Source organism: Lacinutrix salivirga, from assembly GCF_053604675.1.
This window is the reverse complement of record NZ_JBSHNP010000117.1, coordinates 100,928-121,781: the sequence shown is the minus strand read 5'-3', so window position 1 is coordinate 121,781 and position 20,854 is coordinate 100,928. Positions and strand designations below refer to the sequence as shown.

The 20,854-nt window shown below is 32.0% G+C and carries 16 protein-coding genes and 1 tRNA gene; 16 read left to right on the top strand and 1 reads right to left on the bottom strand.

Annotated elements, in window-relative coordinates:
- Window positions 1–129 precede the first annotated feature (129 nt).
- The 9 genes from ACVC5O_RS10595 (at window position 130) to ACVC5O_RS10555 (ending at window position 11,253) form a co-directional block, all read left to right on the top strand.
- Complete coding sequence (locus ACVC5O_RS10595) at window positions 130–894, top strand: hypothetical protein (RefSeq protein ID WP_452221457.1); 765 nt, start codon at window positions 130–132, stop codon at window positions 892–894.
- Between the two features lie 49 nt (window positions 895–943).
- On the top strand, window positions 944–1,390 hold the full coding sequence (locus tag ACVC5O_RS10590) for a hypothetical protein (protein WP_452221456.1): 447 nt from the start codon (window positions 944–946) through the stop codon (window positions 1,388–1,390).
- 146 nt (window positions 1,391–1,536) lie between these two features.
- The gene (topA, locus tag ACVC5O_RS10585; protein ID WP_452221455.1) at window positions 1,537–4,062 is read left to right on the top strand and encodes a type I DNA topoisomerase; all 2,526 of its coding nucleotides are present in this window, start codon (window positions 1,537–1,539) and stop codon (window positions 4,060–4,062) included.
- A 5-nt stretch (window positions 4,063–4,067) separates the two neighbouring features.
- Complete coding sequence (locus ACVC5O_RS10580) at window positions 4,068–5,234, top strand: formimidoylglutamase (protein WP_452221454.1); 1,167 nt, start codon at window positions 4,068–4,070, stop codon at window positions 5,232–5,234.
- Window positions 5,235–5,400: 166 nt separating this feature from the next.
- The gene (gene porK / locus ACVC5O_RS10575; protein WP_452221453.1) at window positions 5,401–6,762 is read left to right on the top strand and encodes a T9SS ring complex lipoprotein PorK/GldK; all 1,362 of its coding nucleotides are present in this window, start codon (window positions 5,401–5,403) and stop codon (window positions 6,760–6,762) included.
- A 55-nt stretch (window positions 6,763–6,817) separates the two neighbouring features.
- Window positions 6,818–7,456, top strand: coding sequence for a type IX secretion system motor protein PorL/GldL (porL, locus tag ACVC5O_RS10570; protein WP_452221452.1), 639 nt, complete (start codon window positions 6,818–6,820; stop codon window positions 7,454–7,456).
- Between the two features lie 51 nt (window positions 7,457–7,507).
- Window positions 7,508–9,070 carry a type IX secretion system motor protein PorM/GldM gene (gene porM, locus ACVC5O_RS10565; RefSeq protein ID WP_452221451.1) on the top strand — a complete coding sequence of 521 codons (1,563 nt, stop codon included), beginning with the start codon at window positions 7,508–7,510 and terminating at the stop codon, window positions 9,068–9,070.
- Window positions 9,071–9,108: 38 nt separating this feature from the next.
- Complete coding sequence (gene porN / locus ACVC5O_RS10560) at window positions 9,109–10,008, top strand: type IX secretion system ring subunit PorN/GldN (protein WP_452221450.1); 900 nt, start codon at window positions 9,109–9,111, stop codon at window positions 10,006–10,008.
- A 192-nt stretch (window positions 10,009–10,200) separates the two neighbouring features.
- Complete coding sequence (locus ACVC5O_RS10555) at window positions 10,201–11,253, top strand: NAD(P)/FAD-dependent oxidoreductase (RefSeq protein WP_452221449.1); 1,053 nt, start codon at window positions 10,201–10,203, stop codon at window positions 11,251–11,253.
- Here the strand turns inward: ACVC5O_RS10555 and ACVC5O_RS10550 are convergent.
- Window positions 11,243–11,626 (bottom strand): DUF983 domain-containing protein, encoded by a 384-nt coding sequence (locus tag ACVC5O_RS10550; RefSeq protein WP_452221448.1) that lies wholly within the window; start codon window positions 11,624–11,626, stop codon window positions 11,243–11,245. The two genes, ACVC5O_RS10555 and ACVC5O_RS10550, sit on opposite strands and share 11 nt — an antisense overlap.
- 86 nt (window positions 11,627–11,712) lie before the next feature.
- Here ACVC5O_RS10550 and ACVC5O_RS10545 point away from each other — a divergent pair, with 86 nt between their 5' ends.
- From ACVC5O_RS10545 to ACVC5O_RS10515, 7 genes are all read left to right on the top strand, one after another.
- Window positions 11,713–13,620, top strand: coding sequence for an ABC-F family ATP-binding cassette domain-containing protein (locus tag ACVC5O_RS10545; protein ID WP_452221447.1), 1,908 nt, complete (start codon window positions 11,713–11,715; stop codon window positions 13,618–13,620).
- A 77-nt stretch (window positions 13,621–13,697) separates the two neighbouring features.
- Window positions 13,698–14,837 carry an efflux RND transporter periplasmic adaptor subunit gene (locus ACVC5O_RS10540; RefSeq protein ID WP_452221446.1) on the top strand — a complete coding sequence of 380 codons (1,140 nt, stop codon included), beginning with the start codon at window positions 13,698–13,700 and terminating at the stop codon, window positions 14,835–14,837.
- A complete protein-coding gene (locus ACVC5O_RS10535; protein WP_452221445.1) occupies window positions 14,834–18,031 on the top strand; it encodes an efflux RND transporter permease subunit in 3,198 nt (1,065 codons plus the stop codon). Before ACVC5O_RS10540 ends, ACVC5O_RS10535 begins: the two co-directional genes overlap by 4 nt.
- The gene (locus tag ACVC5O_RS10530) at window positions 18,021–19,337 is read left to right on the top strand and encodes a TolC family protein (RefSeq protein WP_452221444.1); all 1,317 of its coding nucleotides are present in this window, start codon (window positions 18,021–18,023) and stop codon (window positions 19,335–19,337) included. The genes ACVC5O_RS10535 and ACVC5O_RS10530 overlap by 11 nt, the downstream gene beginning before the upstream one ends.
- Window positions 19,338–19,531: 194 nt before the next feature.
- Window positions 19,532–20,374: a leucine-rich repeat domain-containing protein gene (locus ACVC5O_RS10525; RefSeq protein ID WP_452221443.1), complete on the top strand. Its 843-nt coding sequence runs from the start codon at window positions 19,532–19,534 to the stop codon at window positions 20,372–20,374.
- A gap of 76 nt (window positions 20,375–20,450) precedes the next feature.
- A complete protein-coding gene (locus tag ACVC5O_RS10520) occupies window positions 20,451–20,633 on the top strand; it encodes a CPXCG motif-containing cysteine-rich protein (RefSeq protein ID WP_452221442.1) in 183 nt (60 codons plus the stop codon).
- A gap of 137 nt (window positions 20,634–20,770) precedes the next feature.
- A tRNA-Met gene (locus ACVC5O_RS10515) sits at window positions 20,771–20,843 on the top strand.
- Window positions 20,844–20,854: the final 11 nt, after the last annotated feature.

Below are 20,854 nucleotides of genomic sequence, written 5' to 3'. Positions count from 1 at the left end.
TCCATAAAACTAAAGTGCATTATGTAGGTAACTATTTGTTTTTAAATCCTGTGTAACATATTAATAAATTTACGCACAAATAAATAGAAATTTTTAATAATAAATAACCAAATCAAAATACCAACTACTATGAAATTAAACGAAATACACAATAAAATAGAAAACGCTAGAGCTTTAGATTTTGGAGACGTACTAAGTGAGTGTATAGAACTATTTAAAAAAGTGTGGCTTCAAGGGTTACTAACAGTGTTAATTATAATGCTAATTACTGTTCCATTTGCAATGATTTCTGCATTTGTTTTAGAATTGCTTGGCATTGCCACTCAAAATATGTTAGATACCACAGATTTTAGTTTTGAAACAATAACAGCTTTTTATGGTGTTAATGCTTTGTACAATATACCATTATCAATACTATCTACATTTGTACAAATAGCATTATTAGGAGGGTTTTATAGAATTTGCAAACAAAAAGATTTTGGGGAATCCATAAACGACGATTATTTCTACTTTTTTAAACAAGAGTATTTAACAAAAATTTTAATGTTAGCGTTAATCCATACAGCTATTGCGACTGTTGCACAAATGCTATGTTTTGTGCCTTATCTCTATGTTATTGTTCCATTAATGTACTTTACCATTATGTTTGCGTTTAACTCAGAAAAATCTGTTGAAGAGATAATGAAAACCAGTTTTTTAATTGGTAATAAAAAGTGGCTTATTAGTTTTGGGACGCTATTTGTATGCGGTATTTTAGGCATGTTAGGTGTTATTGGATGTGGTATTGGATTATTGTTTACAGTTTCTATTGTGTATCTGCCTTGCTACGTAATTTATAAGCATGTTGTAGGTTTTGAAGAGAATAGCGAAATTTTAAAAATAGGTACGGAATAAACGCAACTCTTTTTAGTTTTTTGCATCTATAATATAAAACTTAATAAGTATGAAACTTCAAAAACTCATTTTATTTTGCATGGTCTGTGTGTTGTGCTTTACTAATACGCAATGCGACGACGACGATAATTCCACTCAACCACAAACCTGCGAAAAAACAACTATTATTGACGAAGCTTATTATAATGATTTAGGAATTTTAAACACTCCAATAAATTCTACTCAAATAATTGGAGACTGTTTAATTATAGACTTTTCTGGAAGTGGATGTGATGGCGAATCTTGGGAATACGATTTAATAGACTCAGGCGCTGTTGCAGAATCCTCACCAGAACAACGATTTTTAAAATTCGAATTTATTAATAATGAAGCCTGTTTAGCATTTATTAATAAAACCGTTTCTTTCGATATTTCTATGTTAAGAGTTAATGGTAGCAATTCAATTATGTTAAATATTGAAGGCTACGAGTCTAGTATCCAATACAATTATAATTAAGAAATAGAGCAAAAAAATTCACCTAAATACTTCATTTTTTGAGGCTCAAAACACCATGGTTTTACTTTAATATATAGTTTCATTTTAAATTTAATTAGGAACATAATTTATTTTTCCTATACCTTTGCACTCACAAAAAATTGAGAATGGCGAAGAATTTAGTAATAGTTGAGTCACCTGCGAAAGCAAAAACCATCGAAAAATTTCTTGGAAAAGATTTTAAAGTAGAATCTAGTTTTGGTCATATTTCCGATCTGCCTTCAAAGGAGCTAGGTATTGATGTAGAAGGCGATTTTACACCAACATACGAAGTTTCTAAAGATAAAAAAGCAGTTGTAAAAAAACTGAAAGATCTTGCCAAAAAAGCCGAAATGGTTTGGTTAGCAAGTGATGAAGATAGAGAAGGAGAGGCAATTGCATGGCACTTAGCAGAGTCTTTAAATTTAGATAAAGAGAAAACTAAACGTATTGTTTTTCATGAAATTACTAAATCTGCTATACAAAAAGCAGTAGAAAATCCACGTTCTATAGATTACGATTTAGTAGATGCGCAACAAGCACGTCGTGTTTTAGATAGAATAGTTGGTTACGAACTCTCTCCTGTATTATGGCGTAAAGTAAAAGGCGGTTTATCTGCAGGACGTGTACAATCCGTTTCTGTACGATTAATTGTAGAACGCGAACGCGAAATACAAGACTTTAAACCAGTAGTTTCTTATAGAATTGATGCCGAATTTGCTAACGAAGCAGGACAGTCCTTTAAAGCAAAACTGCCAAAAGCATTTTCTACAGAAAAAGAAGCACAAGAGTTTTTAGAGAATAATCTAAAAGCCAACTTTAAAGTTGCTAATTTAGATAAAAAGCCTGCAAAAAAATCACCTGCTGCACCATTTACAACATCAACATTACAACAAGAAGCCTCTCGTAAGTTATACTTTTCGGTAAGTAAAACTATGACTATGGCACAACGTTTATACGAGGCTGGTTTAATTACTTATATGAGAACAGATAGTGTAAACCTATCTGATGAGGCAAGAAAAGGCGCAAACAAAGAAATTGTTTCTGCTTATGGAGACGAGTTTGCAAAAGAACGTAATTTTAAAGGGAAGTCTAAAGGTGCGCAAGAAGCGCATGAGGCAATTCGTCCTACAAATTTCGCAACGCATTCTGTAAATATAGATAGAGACCAAGCCAGATTATACGACTTAATTTGGAAACGTGCTATTGCCTCACAAATGAGTGATGCGAAATTAGAACGTACCAATGTTAAAATAGAAGCCAATACACATAACGAAACCTTTACAGCTAATGGTGAGGTTATAAAATTCGAAGGATTTTTAAAAGTATATTTAGAAGGTACAGATGATGAAGATGCAGAGCAAGAAGGCATGTTACCAGCTATGAAAGTAAACGAAACGTTACATAATAATTACATTACAGCTACAGAACGTTATTCTAGAGCACCTTACAGATATACTGAAGCTTCTTTAGTTAAAAAATTAGAAGAATTAGGTATAGGTCGTCCTTCTACTTATGCGCCAACAATTTCAACCATTCAAAACAGAAAATATGTTGAAAAAGGTACTGTTGAAGGTGTAGAGCGTAATTATACGCAATTAGTTTTAGAAGGCGACACAATAAAAAATAATCAATTAACCGAAAAAGTAGGTTCTGATAAAGGAAAATTAGTACCAACAGATATTGGTATGATTGTAACCGATTTTTTAGTCAATCATTTCGAAAATATTCTAGATTATAACTTTACAGCTAAAGTAGAAAATCAGTTTGATGATATTGCTGAAGGAAAGCAAGATTGGAAAAAAATGATGAAATCGTTCTACAAGAAATTTCATCCAGTTGTAGAGGATGTTCAGGAAAATGCCGACAGAGAATCTGGAGAACGTATTTTAGGAAAAGACCCAAAAACAGGAAAACAAGTCAGTGTGCGTTTAGGTAAGTTTGGACCAATGGTACAAATGGGAACAGTAGATGACGAAGAAAAACCAACCTTTGCTAGTTTAAGTCCAGACCAACAACTAAATACTATTACTTATGAGGAAGCAATGGATTTGTTTAAACTCCCAAAACAATTAGGTGAGTACAAAGGCGAACCAGTTGAGGTCAATAATGGACGTTTTGGACCTTATGTAAAATTTGGTAAAAAATACGTATCGTTAGCTCCAGGACAAGACCCTTTAAGTATAGAAATGGACGACGCTATTGTTTTAATTAAAGAAAAAGAAATCGCAGACGCACCAATATATACATATAAAGGAGAAGGTGTCACTAAAGGAAAAGGGCGTTTTGGTCCATTTATTAAATGGAATGGAATGTTTATTAATGTCAATAAAAAATACGATTGGGATAATTTATCCGAAGACGATTTAATTGAATTAATTGAAACCAAAATCCAGAAAGAAAAAGACAAACTTATACACAGTTGGGAAGCTGAAGGCATTCGTGTAGAAAAAGCAAGATGGGGAAGACACAATGTTATAAAAGGGAAACTAAAAGTAGAATTGCCAAAAACCGTAGATGTGTCGGAGATGACTTTAGAAGAAGCGCAGGCAATTATCGAAAAAAACGCACCTAAAAAGAAAGCAACCAAAAAGAAACCAGCAGCCAAGAAAAAAACAACCACCAAGAAAAAAGCAACTGCTAAAAAGAAATAACACTCATGAATTTTAGTTTTTTGTCTCCAGTACCAGAATTTGTATTAGCACATAACCAGCTAATGCAAAATCTAGCGCTTGGAAAACAATTAAAAATTCATTCTAAACAAAACGGGATTCCAGATCTCGATGATGTTTCAATTGTAATATTAGGCGTTTTAGAAAACAGAAACGATGTTAATTATATTGGAGAAGAATTTCATTTAAATGAAATTAGAAAATCGCTATATTCTCTATTTCCAGGAAGTTGGAATACAATAATTGCAGATTTAGGAGATATCAATAAAGGCGAAACAGTAGAAGACACCTATTTCGCTTTGCAGGAAACGCTAACTATTCTGCTTCAAAAAAAAATAATACCAATTATTATAGGAGGAAGTCAAGATTTAACCTACGCTAATTATAGAGCATACGATAATTTGATTCCAATGGTTAATATGGTTAATGTAGATGGTAAATTCGATTTAGGAGACTCTGCAAAACCTATTAAAAACGATAGTTTTGTTGGTAAAGTTATTTTAGACGAACCTTACAACTTATTTAACTATGCAACTATAGGGTATCAAACCTATTTCAACTCTCAAGAAGAAATAGATTTAATGGAGCGACTCTATTTTGAGTCTTATCGTTTGGGAGAAATAGCCAATAATCTAACTTTAGTAGAGCCAGTAATGCGAGATGCAAACATGGTAAGTTTAGATTTAAAAGTAGTTAAAGCAGCAGAAGTAAGCTTAAAACAAAAATTTTCGCCTAACGGATTTGATGGGAAAGAAATTTGTGCCATTTCTCGTTATGCAGGAATTAGTAATAAAGTAACATCATTCGGTATTTACGAATATAAACCATCACCAGACGATGAAATATCGTCTATGTTAATTTCACAAATCATTTGGTATTTTATAGAAGGTGTAAATAATAGAATTCATGATGACGACTTTTCTAATGATAATAATCATCAAAAGTTTATTACCTTAGCAGAATCTCATGAACTCATTTTTTATAAAAGCACAAAAACAGGACGTTGGTGGATAGAAATACCTTTTTTATTAAATGTTAATAATAAATTAAAAAAGCATACGTTATTACCATGTACTCATCAAGATTATCTAGATGCGTGTAACGATAAAATACCAGAACGATGGTTCAAAGCACACCAAAAGAACAGTGTATAAAGGGTTTTAAACTAAAATTTAACACTTTTGCAATCGACAAAATGTAAATTTTAACGATGAAATGTAATTTTTTTTAGTTAAAAAGTTGTTTCTTAAAAAAAATATAAATATGTTTACGCTCTTAAATTTTTAAGAGTATATAATTAACCTCGAGTTTTCTATGAATATGAAGAAGTTTGTATTAATAACAGTAGTATTGGCAATGTTAACAAGTTGCGGCTCTAAAGATAGAGGCGAGCTTGTTGGTGTTAAAGGAAAAAAATGGCATCCAGAAAAGCCGTATGGTATGGTATTAGTGCCAGGAGGAGCATTTATTATGGGTAAATCTAGTGATGATTTAGCCGGAATACAAGATGCACCTACAAAAACAGTTACTGTAAGATCGTTCTATATGGACGAAACAGAAATTACTAATAGTGAATATCGTCAATTCGTAGAATGGGTTAGAGACTCAACTATTAGAACAAAATTAGCAATCCTAGCAGATGAGGTTGGAGAAACACCTGGTAATGGAGGTATTGGAGAATTTGCATTCAAAGATGCAGATCCTGCTAACATGAATGCTTACGAGCAATACATGTACGATAACTACAGTGGTTTAGGAGAAACTGGTTACGAAGGAAGAAAACTTAATAAAGATGTTGAGTTGTTTTTTGATACAGACGATTATCCAGATGAATATTATGTAGAGGTTATGGATAGTATGTATTTACCATTAGAAGAATCTTATAATGGACAACGTACTTGGGATGTTACTAAATTTGAATTTGAATATACTTATATGGATATTCAAAAAGCAGCAAAAGATAGAAACTTAAGACGTAAAGACGTAATTATTAAAGAATCTGTGCCAATCTATCCTGATACTACAGCTTGGATTAGAGATTTTGCATATTCTTACAATGAGCCAATGCATAACGATTACTTTTGGCATGATGCTTACAGTGATTACCCTGTAGTAGGTGTGTCTTGGAAACAAGCAAAAGCATTCTCTCAATGGAGAACATTAAATAAAAATGGATACCAAAGAGAAAAAGGTAAAGCTTTTGTAAACCGTTTTAGATTACCATCTGAGGCAGAATGGGAATATGCTGCAAGAGGAGGTCTGCAAGGAGGAGATTATCCTTGGGGAGGACCTTACACGTATAACGATAGAGGATGCTTCTTAGCAAACTTTAAACCAAAACGTGGAGATTACGCTGCAGACCAATCATTATATACTGTAGAGGCAGATGCTTACGAAGCTAATGATTTTGGACTATACAATATGGCAGGTAACGTTTCGGAATGGGTAAATGCATCTTACGACCCAAGTTCTTACGAATTTGCATCAACAATTAACCCAAGTGTAAACGATCAAAATAATGAGCGTAAAGTGGTAAGAGGAGGCTCTTGGAAAGATGTTGCTTATTACTTACAAGTAAGCTCAAGAGATTACGAATATGCAGATTCTGCAAGAAGTTACATAGGTTTCAGAACAGTACAAGATTACATGGGAACAGACGTAACAGCAAATTCAAGACGCTAAAAACTAGAATATTAAAACTACTAAATAATTAACTTAAAATTAAAAACTAAAAATTATGGCACAAAAAGGAAATATCACACTAACAAATATGATTTATGGGTTAGGTGCAGCAATCGTTATTGTAGGAGCGTTATTTAAAATTCAGCACTGGCCTTATGGTTCAGAAATTCTTACAATAGGTATGATTGTTGAAGCTTTGGTATTTACATATTCAGCTTTCGAGAGACAACAATCAGATTTAGATTGGTCTTTAGTATATCCTGAATTAGCAGGAGGACAAGTAACTTCAAAAAAGAAAGCGCTTAAAGAAGAGCCTAAAGATGCAGAAGGTTTATTATCTAAAAAATTAGACAATTTATTAAAAGACGCAAAAATTGATGGCGAATTAATGGCAAGCTTAGGGAATAGCATTAAAAATTTCGAAGGCGCTGCAAAAGGAATCTCTCCAACAATAGATGGTATAGCTGCTCAAAAGAAGTATAGCGAAGAAATGTCTTTAGCTGCTGCTCAAATGGAATCTTTAAACAGTTTGTATAAAGTACAAATGGAAGCTGCAAATCGTCAAGCAACTATTAATGAGGAGACTGTTGAAAACGCATCTAAATTAAAAGAGCAAATGCAATCATTAGCATCTAACTTATCTTCTTTAAATGGAGTTTATGGTGGAATGTTATCTGCAATGAACAAAAACTAATTAGTAATTAGGTATTTACTATAATAATAACTTAAAAAAAACTAATTAGACATGGCAGGAGGAAAAGCGTCCGCAAGGCAGAAAATGATTAACTTGATGTATTTGGTATTCATCGCAATGATGGCTATGAATATGTCAAAAGAAGTACTATCCGCATTTGGATTAATGGAAGCAAAGTTTTCTAGAGCAAATGAAGATACTACAGAAAGAAACGAAACATTATTAGCAGATTTAGAAACTAAAGCTGAAGAGAAACCAGAAGAATTTATGGTTCCTGCAGCTAAAGCTAAACAAATTAGTATTGTTTCAGATAAGTTTTACAAATACATAGAAACTTTAAAAGTAGATTTGTTAAAACAAGGTAAATATTCTATAGATTCTGAAACTGGTAAATTACCATTTGAAGCTATGGATAAAACAGACATTTTAGATGAAGCTTGGTTTACTGGAGATCGTTTAACGAAGAAAGGTGATGAGGTTATGGCTAGAATTAATGCTTATAAATCTGATGTTAAAGAAATTCTTGGAGACGATGTAAAGTATAGCAAAGCATTAAATAGTTTTGAAGAATTATTTAGTACAGCTCAAGAAGAAAACAAAGACGGAAAGAAAATTGATTGGTTAAATTACCATTTTCAAGGATTTCCAGCAATTGCATCTTACACTAAGTTAACTGCAATGCAAAATGATGTTAAAGTTACAGAAGCTAATATGATGAACCTTTTCTTAGGTAATACATTAACAGATGCTGTTTCGCTTAACAAATATCAAGCAATTATATTAGCTGACAAATCTGCGTTTTTCGCTGGAGAAAAATTCCAAGGAAAAGTAGTAATTGGAAAATATGCTAAAGTACCACCAACAAAGTTAGTGGTTCAAGGAAAAGAGATTAACCTATCAGAAGCTATTGACTCTACAGGAGCCGCAACTTTAGATTTTAATGTAGGTAACGTTGGAGAGCATGAAATTGATGGTAAATTTACGTTCTTAGAAGATGGTAAGCCTTTAGAAATTGATATTAAAGGAAACTATGTAGTAGTACCAAGACCAAACTCTGCAACTATATCTGCAGATAAAATGAATGTTGTATATCGTGGTGTAACAAACCCAATGACAATTTCTTTTGCAGGTGTTCCAGATAATAAAGTATCTGCATCTGGATCAGGTTTAAGTAGAGGTTCAGGAGCTGGAAAATACAACATGGTACCAACTTCTGGTAAAGAAGTAACTATTAATGTAAGTGCAACTTTAGACGATGGATCAAGAGCTAGTGATAGCAAAACATTCCGTATTAAAGATATTCCTAAGCCAACTGGTCAATTAGCTGGTGTAGCTTCAGGAAAATTACCAAGAAACAATGTTGAGATTGGTACAGTTAAAGCTATTTTAGAAGATTTTGATTTCGAATTACCATTACGTGTAACCGGATTTAAATTTAAAGCACCTGGTCAGCCAAGTGTAACTGTAAGTGGTAATAAACTTAATGGTGCAGCAAAAAACGCATTACGTAAAGCTAAACGTGGAGACGCTGTACAGATATTTGATATTAAATCAACAAGTTCAGGGCCAAGAATTAAACCAGCTTCGCCAATAGTTATAGAGTTGGCTAACTAACCAAACTTTGTAATAATAATAAATAAAAAAAATAAACAATGAATTTTAAATCTTTATTATCAATCCTTTTAGGTGTTTGCTTTACATCTACTGTCTTTGCTCAAGCAAATATTTTAAATGCAAAGAGCCCAGAAGAGATTGGAGTGAAAACTTTAGCTCAGTTAGAGCTAGACAATGATGGACCATTACCTTACGGTTATGTAGATGATAGAGACATCATGTATTCTAAAATGACTTGGGAAAAAGTGGTTTTAGACGAACGTGTTAACTTTCCTTTATATTACCCTGTAGATACCAATAATATTGGTAGCAATAGAAGATCACTTTACGATGTTTTAACTACAGCAATACGTAATGGAGATATAGAAAACGTTTACGATGACTCTTACTTTACAGGTAAAAGAACTCAAAAAGATTTAAGAGACATTACAACAAAAATCGATACTTTAGATATTGGTTACGATCAATTTAACTCAGATGGATACGTGGATCCTGAGTATATTGTTAAAAGAGAGATTTCATCTTACGATGTTAGTGCTTATTTAATAAAAGGACTTTGGTATTTCGACAAGCGTCAAGGAGAATTAAAGTTTAGACTATTAGGTATTGCTCCAGCAGCTGCAGATGTTAACTTTATAGACTCTAATGATGAGGCTAATAAAGAGCCAAACCCTCTATATTGGATCTTTTATCCAGATGCAAGAGAGGTGTTGCACGAAGCTAAATCTTTTAATAACAAGAATAGCTCTACTCCTTTTTCTTTCGATCACTTATTAAACTCAAGACGATTTAATGGGATTATTTACAAAGAAGAAAATGTGTATGGCGATCGTAAAGTTGAAGAATATATTGCTGAAAATGCATTAATGCAACTTTTAGAATCTGAACGTATTAAAGAAAAAATAAGAAATTTTGAAATGGACATGTGGTCATACTAATCACAATCCATAATTAATATTAAAAAGCGCTCACTTTTTCAGTGAGCGCTTTTTTTATGTTATTTAGAGCCAAGTGAAGAATCTCAAATAATTAAACACTCAATTGTACTATGTTTTTTGTACGAAATATGAGAAAGATTCTCACTTAAGTAAGTATTACTATTTTATTATGTATAACTATATTTGCACTTAATGAAAAAAGTAGATTATATAATTGTAGGTTGCGGTTTAGCAGGCATAGCGTTTTGCGAGCAACTTATTTCTAATAAAAAAACGTTTGTTGTTTTTGACAATAACTCCCAACAGTCTTCAACAGTTGCTGGTGGTTTATACAATCCTGTAACCTTAAAACGATTTACTCCTGTTTGGCAGAGCAAAGCACAATTAGCCTTGGCTTTACCTATGTATTCTAAAATAGAAGAGCGACTAAACATAACATTAGATTATAAAATACCAGTACGACGACGCTTCACTTCTTTAGAAGAACAAAATAATTGGTTTTCTAAATCAGATCGCGAAGGACTTTCAGATTACATGTCTTTAAATATTCATAAAAACACCAATCAATTTATAAATGCTGAATTTGGTTTTGGAGAAGTTTTAGAAACAGGAAGAATAGATACTACACTGCTAATTTCTGTATATAAAAAAGACTTAATTAGTAAAAATTTGCTTTTAGAAGAAACTATTGATTATGAAGATTTACAAATTCAAAAAGATTTAGTTTCATATAAAAACCTATCAGCAACACATATCGTTTTTGCTGAAGGTTATGGTTTAAAAAACAATCCGTTTTTCAATACACTACCATTACAAGGTAGTAAAGGAGAGCTGGTAGCTATTAAAGCTCCAAATTTAAACTTAGATTTTGTTTTAAAATCTAGTGTATTTATTATTCCGTTAGGGAATGATATTTACAGAATAGGCTCCACTTACGAACGTACAGATAAAACAAATACAATTACACCCAAAGCTAAAGAAGAGCTCTTAAGCAAACTAAAAACAATTATATCATGCGATTTTGAAGTTGTAAATCAAGTTGCAGGAATTAGGCCAACAGTTAGTGATAGAAAACCACTGGTTGGAACACACAATACATTTAAAAATGTTCATGTTTTAAACGGTTTAGGTACAAGAGGTGTAATGATTGCACCTTATGTCGCTAATCAGTTATATCAATTAATAGAAAACAATATTCAATTAGAAGAGGTTATAAATTACAATAGATTTAAAACTATTTCTTAGCTAAATTTTTATTATAACTCATAAAGAGGTTAATCCAGATATTACGAGACACTCTAACAATTATTGGGTAAAATACAATTAGAGTCGCAACAATAGCTATAAAAGCAGTAGTTGTAGAACTTTTTAAAAACACATAGCTAATTACAAAAGCAGCAACAGCAAAAGCAATACCAACACCATAACTTACATACATAGAGCCATAAAAAAACGAAGGCTCAATTTTATATTTTGTATTACAATTGCTACAACGTTCGTGCATTCTAAATAATTGTGACAATGCGTAAGGATTAGGATTTGTGTACATAGATTCCTCATGGCATTTAGGGCAAACACCTGTTAAAATCCCATATATTTTATTACCTTTTTTAAACATATTATTTAGTGTATTTTTGCATTCTTAAAATCATTTACAAAATTACGTTTTCTTAGGTTAAACTAAGTAACATAAGTTACAATTCTATGCTAAATATTCATAATTTATCCATCTCTTTTCAAGGAGAATATTTGTTTGAGGACATCACCTTTAAATTAGGAAATGGCGACAGAGTGGGACTTATTGGTAAAAATGGAGCAGGTAAATCTACAATGCTCAAAATATTATCTAAGGAGTTAGAGCCAGATTCTGGCCAAATTGCAGCAGATAAAGAATTAAAAACTGGGTTTCTAAAACAAGATATTGATTTCGTTTTAGGACGTACTGTTCTAGAAGAATCTTACCAAGCCTTTACCGAAATTAAAGCATTAGAAGCTAAAATGGAGGATATAAATACCCAATTAGCAGAACGTACAGATTACGAAAGTGAAGGCTATAATCAATTAATGATTGATTTAAATGAAGTACAACACCAATACGAAATAATTGGAGGTTATAACTATCAAGGCGAAACCGAAAAAATTCTTCAAGGATTAGGATTTAAACGCCAAGATTTCGAAAAACTAACAGATACGTTTTCAGGTGGATGGCGAATGCGAATAGAATTGGCCAAATTATTACTTCAAAACAACGATGTATTACTACTCGATGAGCCTACAAACCACTTAGATATAGAATCTATTATTTGGTTAGAAGGATTTCTTAAAAATTATCCAGGAGCAGTAGCAATTGTTTCTCACGATAAAATGTTTTTAGATAACGTAACTAACAGAACTATTGAAATTTCTTTAGGACGTATATACGATTATCCAAAACCATACACGCAGTATTTAGTATTGCGAAACGAAATTAAAACACAACAATTAGCCTCGCAAAAAAACCAGCAAAAGCAAATAGAACAAACCGAAAAGCTAATCGAAAAATTTAGAGCCAAAGCTAGTAAAGCAACTATGGCACAATCACTTATTAAAAAACTCGATAAAATAGATCGTATTGAGGTTGATGAGGACGATAATAGTGTTATGACTTTAAATTTTCCTGTATCTATAACGCCAGGAAAAGTAGTGGTTGAAGCAGAGAATATTTCTAAAAACTATGGCGATAATCAAGTATTATCTAATGTGAGTTTAATGATAGAACGCGATGTAAAAACGGCATTTGTTGGACAAAACGGACAAGGTAAATCTACATTAGCTAAAATTTTAGTTGGCGATATAGAGCACGATGGAGTACTTAAATTAGGCCATAATGTGCAAATTGGCTATTTCGCACAAAACCAAGCCGAATATCTCGATGGGACTAAAACTGTTTTAGATACCATGATTGATGCTGCTAACGAAACCAATAGAAGCAAAGTTAGAGATATTTTAGGATCCTTTTTATTTCGTGGAGACGAAGTAGAAAAATATGTAAGAGTACTATCTGGTGGTGAGCGTAACCGTTTAGCATTAGCAAAGTTAATGTTACAACCTTTTAACGTGCTTATAATGGATGAGCCTACAAACCACTTGGATATAAAATCTAAAAATGTTTTAAAAGATGCGCTACAACGTTTCGAAGGAACTTTAATTTTAGTTTCGCACGATAGAGACTTTCTACAAGGCTTAACAGATACAGTTTACGAGTTTAAAGACGAAAAAATAAAGCAATACTTAGGAGATATCGATTATTATTTAGATAAACGCCAAGTTGATAATTTACGCGAAGTCGAAAAACGAACGGTTGTAAAAACAACTCCTAAAGTTACCAACAAACAATCTTACGAAGATCAGAAAAAACTAAAATCACTTAATAATAGACTAAGCAATACAGAATCTAAAATCAATCAATTAGAAAAAGAAATTAAAGAGATTGATGTTGAACTTGCGGTTAATTACGATAAAACTGTAGCTAAAGAAGGCTTTTTCGATAATTATCAAGCCAAAAAAGATAAACTTGCAAAATTGATGGAAGATTGGGAAGATATTACACTTCAGTTAGAGGCTTTTAATTAGTCTTTTTTAAGGTTTTTTTAACGTCTTTAGGCTAAACTAAAGTATAATTTTGCAGTCAAACCATCAAAACCAAATTAATGCGCAAAATTATACTTTCCATAGTAGGTATTTTACTTATTGTTGCTTCGTTTTTATTATCTAAAAAATTAATTGACAGTAAAAACAAACCTAAGCCAGTTGTTGCAAAAGTGGTTAAAACAGTATTTACAGATACTGTTAAAAACGCTACAATTCCTATAATTATTCCAGCAAATGGAAGCTTAAGAGCCAAGCAACGCGTAGAGTTGTATTCTGAGGTTCAAGGTATTTTTCGTTCTGGCAGCCACTTGTTTAAAGCAGGTCAAACCTATCGTAAAGGTCAAACATTAATTCGTGTAGATGCTTCAGAGTATTACGCAAGTGTGCAATCCTCAAAAAGTAATTTATACAATTCTATTGCTGCAATAATGCCAGATTTACGTTTGGATTTTCCAGAGGTATTCCCTAAATGGCAATCGTATTTAAATGGTTTCGATTTAAATAAAACAACACCAAAATTACCAGAAATGACTTCAGAAAAAGAAAACTATTTCATTACTGGTCGTGGCATTGTTACCAATTATTACAATGTAAAAAATTTAGAGCAACGTCTAGCAAAATATACTATTGCTGCACCTTTTTCAGGTATTTTAACTGAAGCTTTAGTTACAGAAGGCTCTTTAATTAGAAACGGACAAAAATTAGGTGAGTTTATAAATCCTTCGGTTTACGAAATGGAAGTGGCCATTAGCGAAAGTTTTGCCGAAATTTTAAAAGCAGGAGAAACTGTAACCTTAACTAATTTAGATGAAACTGAAACATACAAAGGTGTAATTTCTAGAGTTAACGGAAGCATAGATGCCTCAACACAAACCATAACAGCTTTTATAGAGGTTAAGGATGAGAACCTTAAGGAAGGCATGTTTTTAGAAGCCAATTTAAAAGCACAAAGTATAGAAAATGCTATAGAAATTGATAGAAATCTATTAACAGATAATCAAGAAATATTTATTGTTAAAGATAGTATTTTAGCTGTTTTACCTGCAAAACCAATACATTTTTCAGAGTCTAAAGTAGTTTTAAAAGAAGTGCCAAACGGAACAATTATTTTAAAACGGCCTGTTCCTGGTGCTTTTGCTGGTATGCTAATAAAGCCTTACGTGGAACGCGAAAACTCTAATGAAACAGCAACAAAATGAGAAATATAATCACCTATTTTATTAAGTATCATGTTGCAGTAAACGTTATTATTTTAGCGTTTCTTTTCTTGGGTGTTATTGGAATATTTTCACTTAAATCATCATTTTTTCCTTTAACCGAATCTAAAATAATAAATGTAAGTGTGGTTTATCCAGGTGCTTCACCACAAGAGATAGAAGAAGGTATTGTACTTAAAATCGAAGATAATTTAAAAGGATTAAAAGGCATCGATCGAGTAACGTCTGTATCTAGAGAAAATAGTGGAACTATTACTGTAGAAATTGAAAAAGGCGAAAATTTAGATTTCATGCTGCTTGAAGTTAAAAACGCAGTAGATAGAGTGCCAAGTTTTCCTACAGGAATGGAGCCTTTAGTGGTCTCTAAACGAGAGGTGGTAAGAGAAACAATTTCTTTCGCTTTAAGCGGAAAAGACATTCCGTTAGCAACCTTAAAACAGTTAGGGCGACAAGTTGAAAACGATTTACGTACCATAGAAGGTATTTCGCAAATAGAAATTTCTGGTTATCCAGAAGAAGAAATTGAGATTGCTGTAAACGAGTTAGATTTACTAGCCTATAATCTCACCTTTAACGATGTTGCACGAGCTGTAAGTACATCAAACATTTTAGTTACTGGAGGAAACATTAAAACCAATAACGAAGAGTTTTTAATTAGAGCTAATAATAGAGAATATTACGCAGACGATTTGTCAAATATTATTATAAAAGCTTCTGCAGATGGTAAAGTGGTGAGACTAAAAGACGTTGCTATAGTAAGAGATCGTTTTTCTGAAACTCCAAATGCAACCTATTTTAATCAAGAATTATCCTTAGATATTAGTATAACTAGTACTAATAACGAAGATTTAATTTCCTCTGCAGATAATGTAAAGGAGTATATAGAAACCTACAATCAAAAAAATACTAATGTTAGATTAGATGTTGTAAGAGATCTATCCATAACATTAAAACAACGTACTAAGCTGTTATTAGAAAATGCTTTAGCAGGTATTTTATTGGTACTCCTATTTTTATCTTTATTTTTAAATACAAGATTAGCGTTTTGGGTAGCGTTTGGTTTACCAATTTCATTTTTAGGAATGTTTGTTTTTGCCAGCCAATTTGATGTCACCATAAATGTATTATCGCTTTTTGGTATGATTATCGTAATTGGTATTTTGGTAGATGATGGCATTGTAATTGCAGAAAATATTTACCAGCATTACGAAAAAGGTAAAACGCCAAAACAAGCTGCAATAGATGGTACAATGGAAGTAATTCCTCCAGTGGTATCTGCTATTATTACTACAATTTTAGCCTTTTCATTATTTTTCTTTTTAGACAGTAGAATTGGTGAGTTTTTTGGAGAAGTTTCCGTTATTGTTATTTTAACTCTCTTAGTTTCACTAATAGAAGCACTTATTATATTACCTGCGCATTTAGCACATTCTAAAGCATTAAGACCTCAAAAACAAGAAGAAAATCCTTCAAAATTAAAACGCTTTTTTCATGTAATGAGAGGTGTAAATAGAGCAGGAGATAGATTTATGAAGTATTTAAGAGATGCCATTTATGCACCAACTTTAGATGCTGTACTTAAACATAAATTATTTGCATTTGGAATTTTTGTCGCCTTATTTATATTAACCTTTGGTTCTTTAAGAGGAGGAATAATTAATACTGCTTTTTTTCCAAGAATAGCAAGTGATGCAGCTAATATTGAGTTAGAAATGCCAGCAGGAACTAATGTTAAAATAACAGATTCTATTATTTCTATGATAGAAGAAAAATCCTTTATAGTAAACAAAGAGCTCACCGAAAAATATTTAAAAGGCACAGGAAAACAACTGTTTGAAAACACCATAATTAACATTAATAGCAGCTCTAGTGCAAGATTAAGAATAAACTTATTGCCTGGTGAAGAGCGTCCAGATGCTATTCAATCTTTTATGGTAACTAATAGGTTGCAAGAGTTAGTTGGTCCAGTAATTGGAACAGAGCGTTTAATTTATGGTTCTGGTGGTAACTTTGGTGGTAGTCCAGTGTCTGTGTCGCTGTTAAGTAATAATATAAACGAGTTAAAAGCCTCTAAAAAAGAATTAAAAAGCTATTTAGAATCTAATCCATTACTTAAAGATATTGCAGATAATGATCCTGTAGGTATTAAAGAAATTAGATTAGAATTAAAAGAAAGCGCTTACTTATTAGGCTTAGATTTAAGTACAGTAATGAGCCAAATTCGTGCAGGATTCTTTGGAGCTCAAGCACAGCGTTTTCAACGAGGACAAGACGAAATTAGAGTTTGGGTACGTTACGATAGAGACAATAGAAACTCTATTAACGATTTAGACGATATGCGTATTTTAACACCAACAGGAGAACGCGTTACTTTTAAAGATATAGCAAGTTATAGTATTGTTCGTGGAGAAGTTGCCATTAACCACTTGGAAGGACAAAGAGAAATTCAGGTATTTGCAGATTTAAAAGATCCAAGTACAAGTGCAACAGATATTACTGAGGATATTCGAACTAATTTTATACCACAATTGCAATCTAAATATCCAACAATAACAGCATCATTCGAAGGTCAAAACCGTGAAGCAGGAAAATTAATTGGCTCTTTACAAGTTGCAGGAGGTATTATTTTATTACTTATTTATTTCACTATAGCTTTTACTTTTAGGAGTTACTCACAACCATTATTATTAATGTTGTTAATCCCTTTTAGTTTAACGGCAATTGCTTGGGGACACTGGTTATTAGATTTCCCTGTAAACGTATTATCACTATTAGGTATTATTGCCTTAATAGGTATTATGGTTAACGATGGTTTAGTATTAATAGGACGTTTTAACAACAATTTAAAAGAAGGGATGACCTTTGATTTGGCACTGTCTGAGGCTGGTAAATCGCGTTTTAGAGCTATTTTCTTAACCTCATTAACTACAGTTGCAGGTTTAGCACCATTATTAATGGAAAAAAGCAGACAAGCACAATTTTTAAAACCTATGGCAATTTCCATATCTTTTGGTATCGCTTATGCAACAGTTTTAACACTATTAGTATTGCCTTTATTTTTATCGTTTAGCAATAATATAAAGAAAAACACAAAGTGGTTAGCAACAGGTAATGCTATTTCTAAAGAAGAAGTAGAACGCGCTATAATAGAACAAAAAGAAGAAAATGAACATTAAGAATAGTTTAATTTTAGCCATATTATTGTGTGTTTCTTTAGGATATGCGCAAAAAATTCTTACTCCAAACGAAGCTGTAGCATTAGCTTTAAAAAATAATTACGATATTCAAATAGCTACAAATGCTGTTGAAATAGCCGAAAATAATACGAGTATTTTAAATTCTGGTTATTTACCAACTTTAACAGGTAATGCAGGCACAACCTATAATTTAGATACTACTGAAGCAGAGTTTTCTAACGGAACAACCACAACATTAAATGGTGCAGAAAGTTCGCGTTATAATGCATCATTAAATTTAAATTATACCATTTTTGATGGCTTAGGAAGGCGTTATAACTACAAAAGTTTAAAACAACAATATCAACTATCAGAGCTACAAGCACGCGAAACCATAGAAAATACAATTGTTCAATTATTTTCTGTGTATTACGAGGTGGCTCAACAAGCAGAAAACCTCTCTGCTTTAGAAGAAACTCTAAAAATTACTAAGGATAGGTTGGTAAGAGCGCAATATCAATTCGATTATGGACAAAACACTAAGCTAGGTGTCTTAAATGCAGAAGTAGATATTGTAACAGATAGTATAAATATTATAAATGCTAAACAGCAATTAAAAAATGGAAAACGCGATTTAAACGTTGTTTTAGGTGCTGCTTTACAAGAGGATTTTAATGTAGAAACAGAAATAAATTTTGCTCTACAATTTCAAAAAGACAGTTTATTACAAAAAGCTAAAACAAGAAATATAGCTTTACTACAAAACGAAAAAAACATAGCCATTAGCCAATTAAATATTAAATCTATAAAATCCGCATATTTACCAACGGTTGGTTTGGTAGGTAGTTATGGATGGAATAAAAACAATAATAATGCGGCTTCGTTTGTTTCGGGCTCTATAAACACTGGTCTCTCTGCAGGTTTAAACTTAACTTGGACTATTTTTGATGGTGGAAATACAATAACTAGAGAAAGAAATGCGAAAGTGAATTTGGAAACTCAACAGCTTCAAAAAAACAATATACTAATTGGTATAACACGTAATTTTAATAATGTTTGGGATAATTATAAAAACAAATTAGAGATTTATAATCTTCTAGAAAACAATATAACTACAGCGCAAAATAATTTTAATCGTACCCAAGAAAAATTTAAAATCGGACAAGTCAACTCCATTGAGTTTAGGCAAGCACAAATAGACTTGCTTAATGCAGAATTAACCAGGAATCAGGCAAAATTTTCAGCTAAATTAGCCGAATTAGAATTGTTGCAATTAAGCGGTCAATTATTAGAGGTCAACTTCTAAAACAAAGCATTCAATTTCAATGTCATACGTCGAAAATCACTGAACGCGTTATTCTCAAAATTATCTATTTCCGACCAACAACACCTTTTTTTACGCCAAATGTTAACGTTTTGTGTGTTTAGTCGAAAACATTTGCCAATAAACGACTTGGAGGTTATATTTGATTAAGATTAACACCCAAATCTAACCAACCTATGAAATCACTATCATTAACATTCGCTTGTTTTTTTGCAACTATTTTATCGTTTGCAAACGTGTCTTCAAACGAAAAAGAAGCCTTAATTGCCTTGTATAATTCAACCAATGGAAGTGAGTGGACAAACACTTGGGATTTAGAAACACCAGTACATACTTGGTATGGTGTAACGATAGAAAATAATCAAATTGTAGCTTTAGATTTACAATTTAACAACTTAAACGGAAGCTTACCACAGGCAATAGGTAACTTAACTTATATTAAGCATATTAATTTAGCATTAAATAAAATCGAAGGTCAATTACCTTCAACAATTGGTAATTTAGAAAACCTTGAAACTTTAGAATTATTTATTAATAAAATTGAAGGTGCAATACCAGTAGAAATAGGAAACCTAGATAACTTAAAAGAATTAAAGTTATATGCTAATAAAATTTCAGGAGCATTACCAAGCACAATAACGCAATTAAAAAACCTAGAAGTATTATTATTAGGAAGTAACTTTTTAACAGGAACATTGCCAGAAGATATTAATAAACTTCAGAATTTAGAACGTTTTAGTGTTATAGATAACGAGTTAACAGGACAATTACCAATAGCGATTACTGAAATCTCTACTTTAAAAGAATTAATGTTGTCAGATAATAACTTCCATGGAGCAGTACCAACAGAATTTACAGCATTAAATAATTTAAACGTGTTAATGCTAAGCGATAACAATTTTAATAAAGACTATGTAAGCGTTGTTAAAGATGACGTTATTAATACAAATAATTTAAATGTAAATTCTCTTTTTGAAACGTCAACACGTTTCGCAGAACTTGAAGAAGAAGAGGATTAATTATATGTGTTTATAGATTGAAAGTCAAAAAAGAGGAAGCTTTGCTTTCTCTTTTTTTTTACCTTTAAACAAAAAAATGTTCGAACACCATTTTCAATGTCCTTATTGTTGGGAAACCATTTCAATGCTATTAGATCCAAGTGTTAATCAGCAAACTTATGTAGAAGATTGTGAGGTGTGTTGCAATCCAATACAATTAACACCTGTTTTTGAATCTGCAGAACTTGTTGGTTTTGATGCAATTAATATAGAGCAATAATTTTTATATTTAAATGCTTGTAATATCTAAAAAGGATTGTATATTTGCAGTCCGAAATAATTGGTCGGCATTATGAACCGAAAGTTTATGCTCAACTAGTTTGTGTATCACTAAGTAAATTATTTCAAAATTAAAATCGCGGGATAGAGCAGTAGGTAGCTCGTCGGGCTCATAACCCGAAGGTCACAGGTTCGAGTCCTGTTCCCGCTACTAAGTAAGAG

Bases quoted from the DNA above. Each gene is read 5' to 3' on its own strand.
- ACVC5O_RS10595 (WP_452221457.1), top strand. From the start codon at position 130: ATGAAATTAAACGAAATACACAATAAAATAGAAAACGCTAGAGCTTTA.
- ACVC5O_RS10590 (WP_452221456.1), top strand. From the start codon at position 944: ATGAAACTTCAAAAACTCATTTTATTTTGCATGGTCTGTGTGTTGTGC.
- topA (WP_452221455.1), top strand. From the start codon at position 1,537: ATGGCGAAGAATTTAGTAATAGTTGAGTCACCTGCGAAAGCAAAAACC.
- ACVC5O_RS10580 (WP_452221454.1), top strand. From the start codon at position 4,068: ATGAATTTTAGTTTTTTGTCTCCAGTACCAGAATTTGTATTAGCACAT.
- porK (WP_452221453.1), top strand. From the start codon at position 5,401: ATGAAGAAGTTTGTATTAATAACAGTAGTATTGGCAATGTTAACAAGT.
- porL (WP_452221452.1), top strand. From the start codon at position 6,818: ATGGCACAAAAAGGAAATATCACACTAACAAATATGATTTATGGGTTA.
- porM (WP_452221451.1), top strand. From the start codon at position 7,508: ATGGCAGGAGGAAAAGCGTCCGCAAGGCAGAAAATGATTAACTTGATG.
- porN (WP_452221450.1), top strand. From the start codon at position 9,109: ATGAATTTTAAATCTTTATTATCAATCCTTTTAGGTGTTTGCTTTACA.
- ACVC5O_RS10555 (WP_452221449.1), top strand. From the start codon at position 10,201: ATGAAAAAAGTAGATTATATAATTGTAGGTTGCGGTTTAGCAGGCATA.
- ACVC5O_RS10550 (WP_452221448.1), bottom strand. From the start codon at position 11,626: ATGTTTAAAAAAGGTAATAAAATATATGGGATTTTAACAGGTGTTTGC.
- ACVC5O_RS10545 (WP_452221447.1), top strand. From the start codon at position 11,713: ATGCTAAATATTCATAATTTATCCATCTCTTTTCAAGGAGAATATTTG.
- ACVC5O_RS10540 (WP_452221446.1), top strand. From the start codon at position 13,698: ATGCGCAAAATTATACTTTCCATAGTAGGTATTTTACTTATTGTTGCT.
- ACVC5O_RS10535 (WP_452221445.1), top strand. From the start codon at position 14,834: ATGAGAAATATAATCACCTATTTTATTAAGTATCATGTTGCAGTAAAC.
- ACVC5O_RS10530 (WP_452221444.1), top strand. From the start codon at position 18,021: ATGAACATTAAGAATAGTTTAATTTTAGCCATATTATTGTGTGTTTCT.
- ACVC5O_RS10525 (WP_452221443.1), top strand. From the start codon at position 19,532: ATGAAATCACTATCATTAACATTCGCTTGTTTTTTTGCAACTATTTTA.
- ACVC5O_RS10520 (WP_452221442.1), top strand. From the start codon at position 20,451: ATGTTCGAACACCATTTTCAATGTCCTTATTGTTGGGAAACCATTTCA.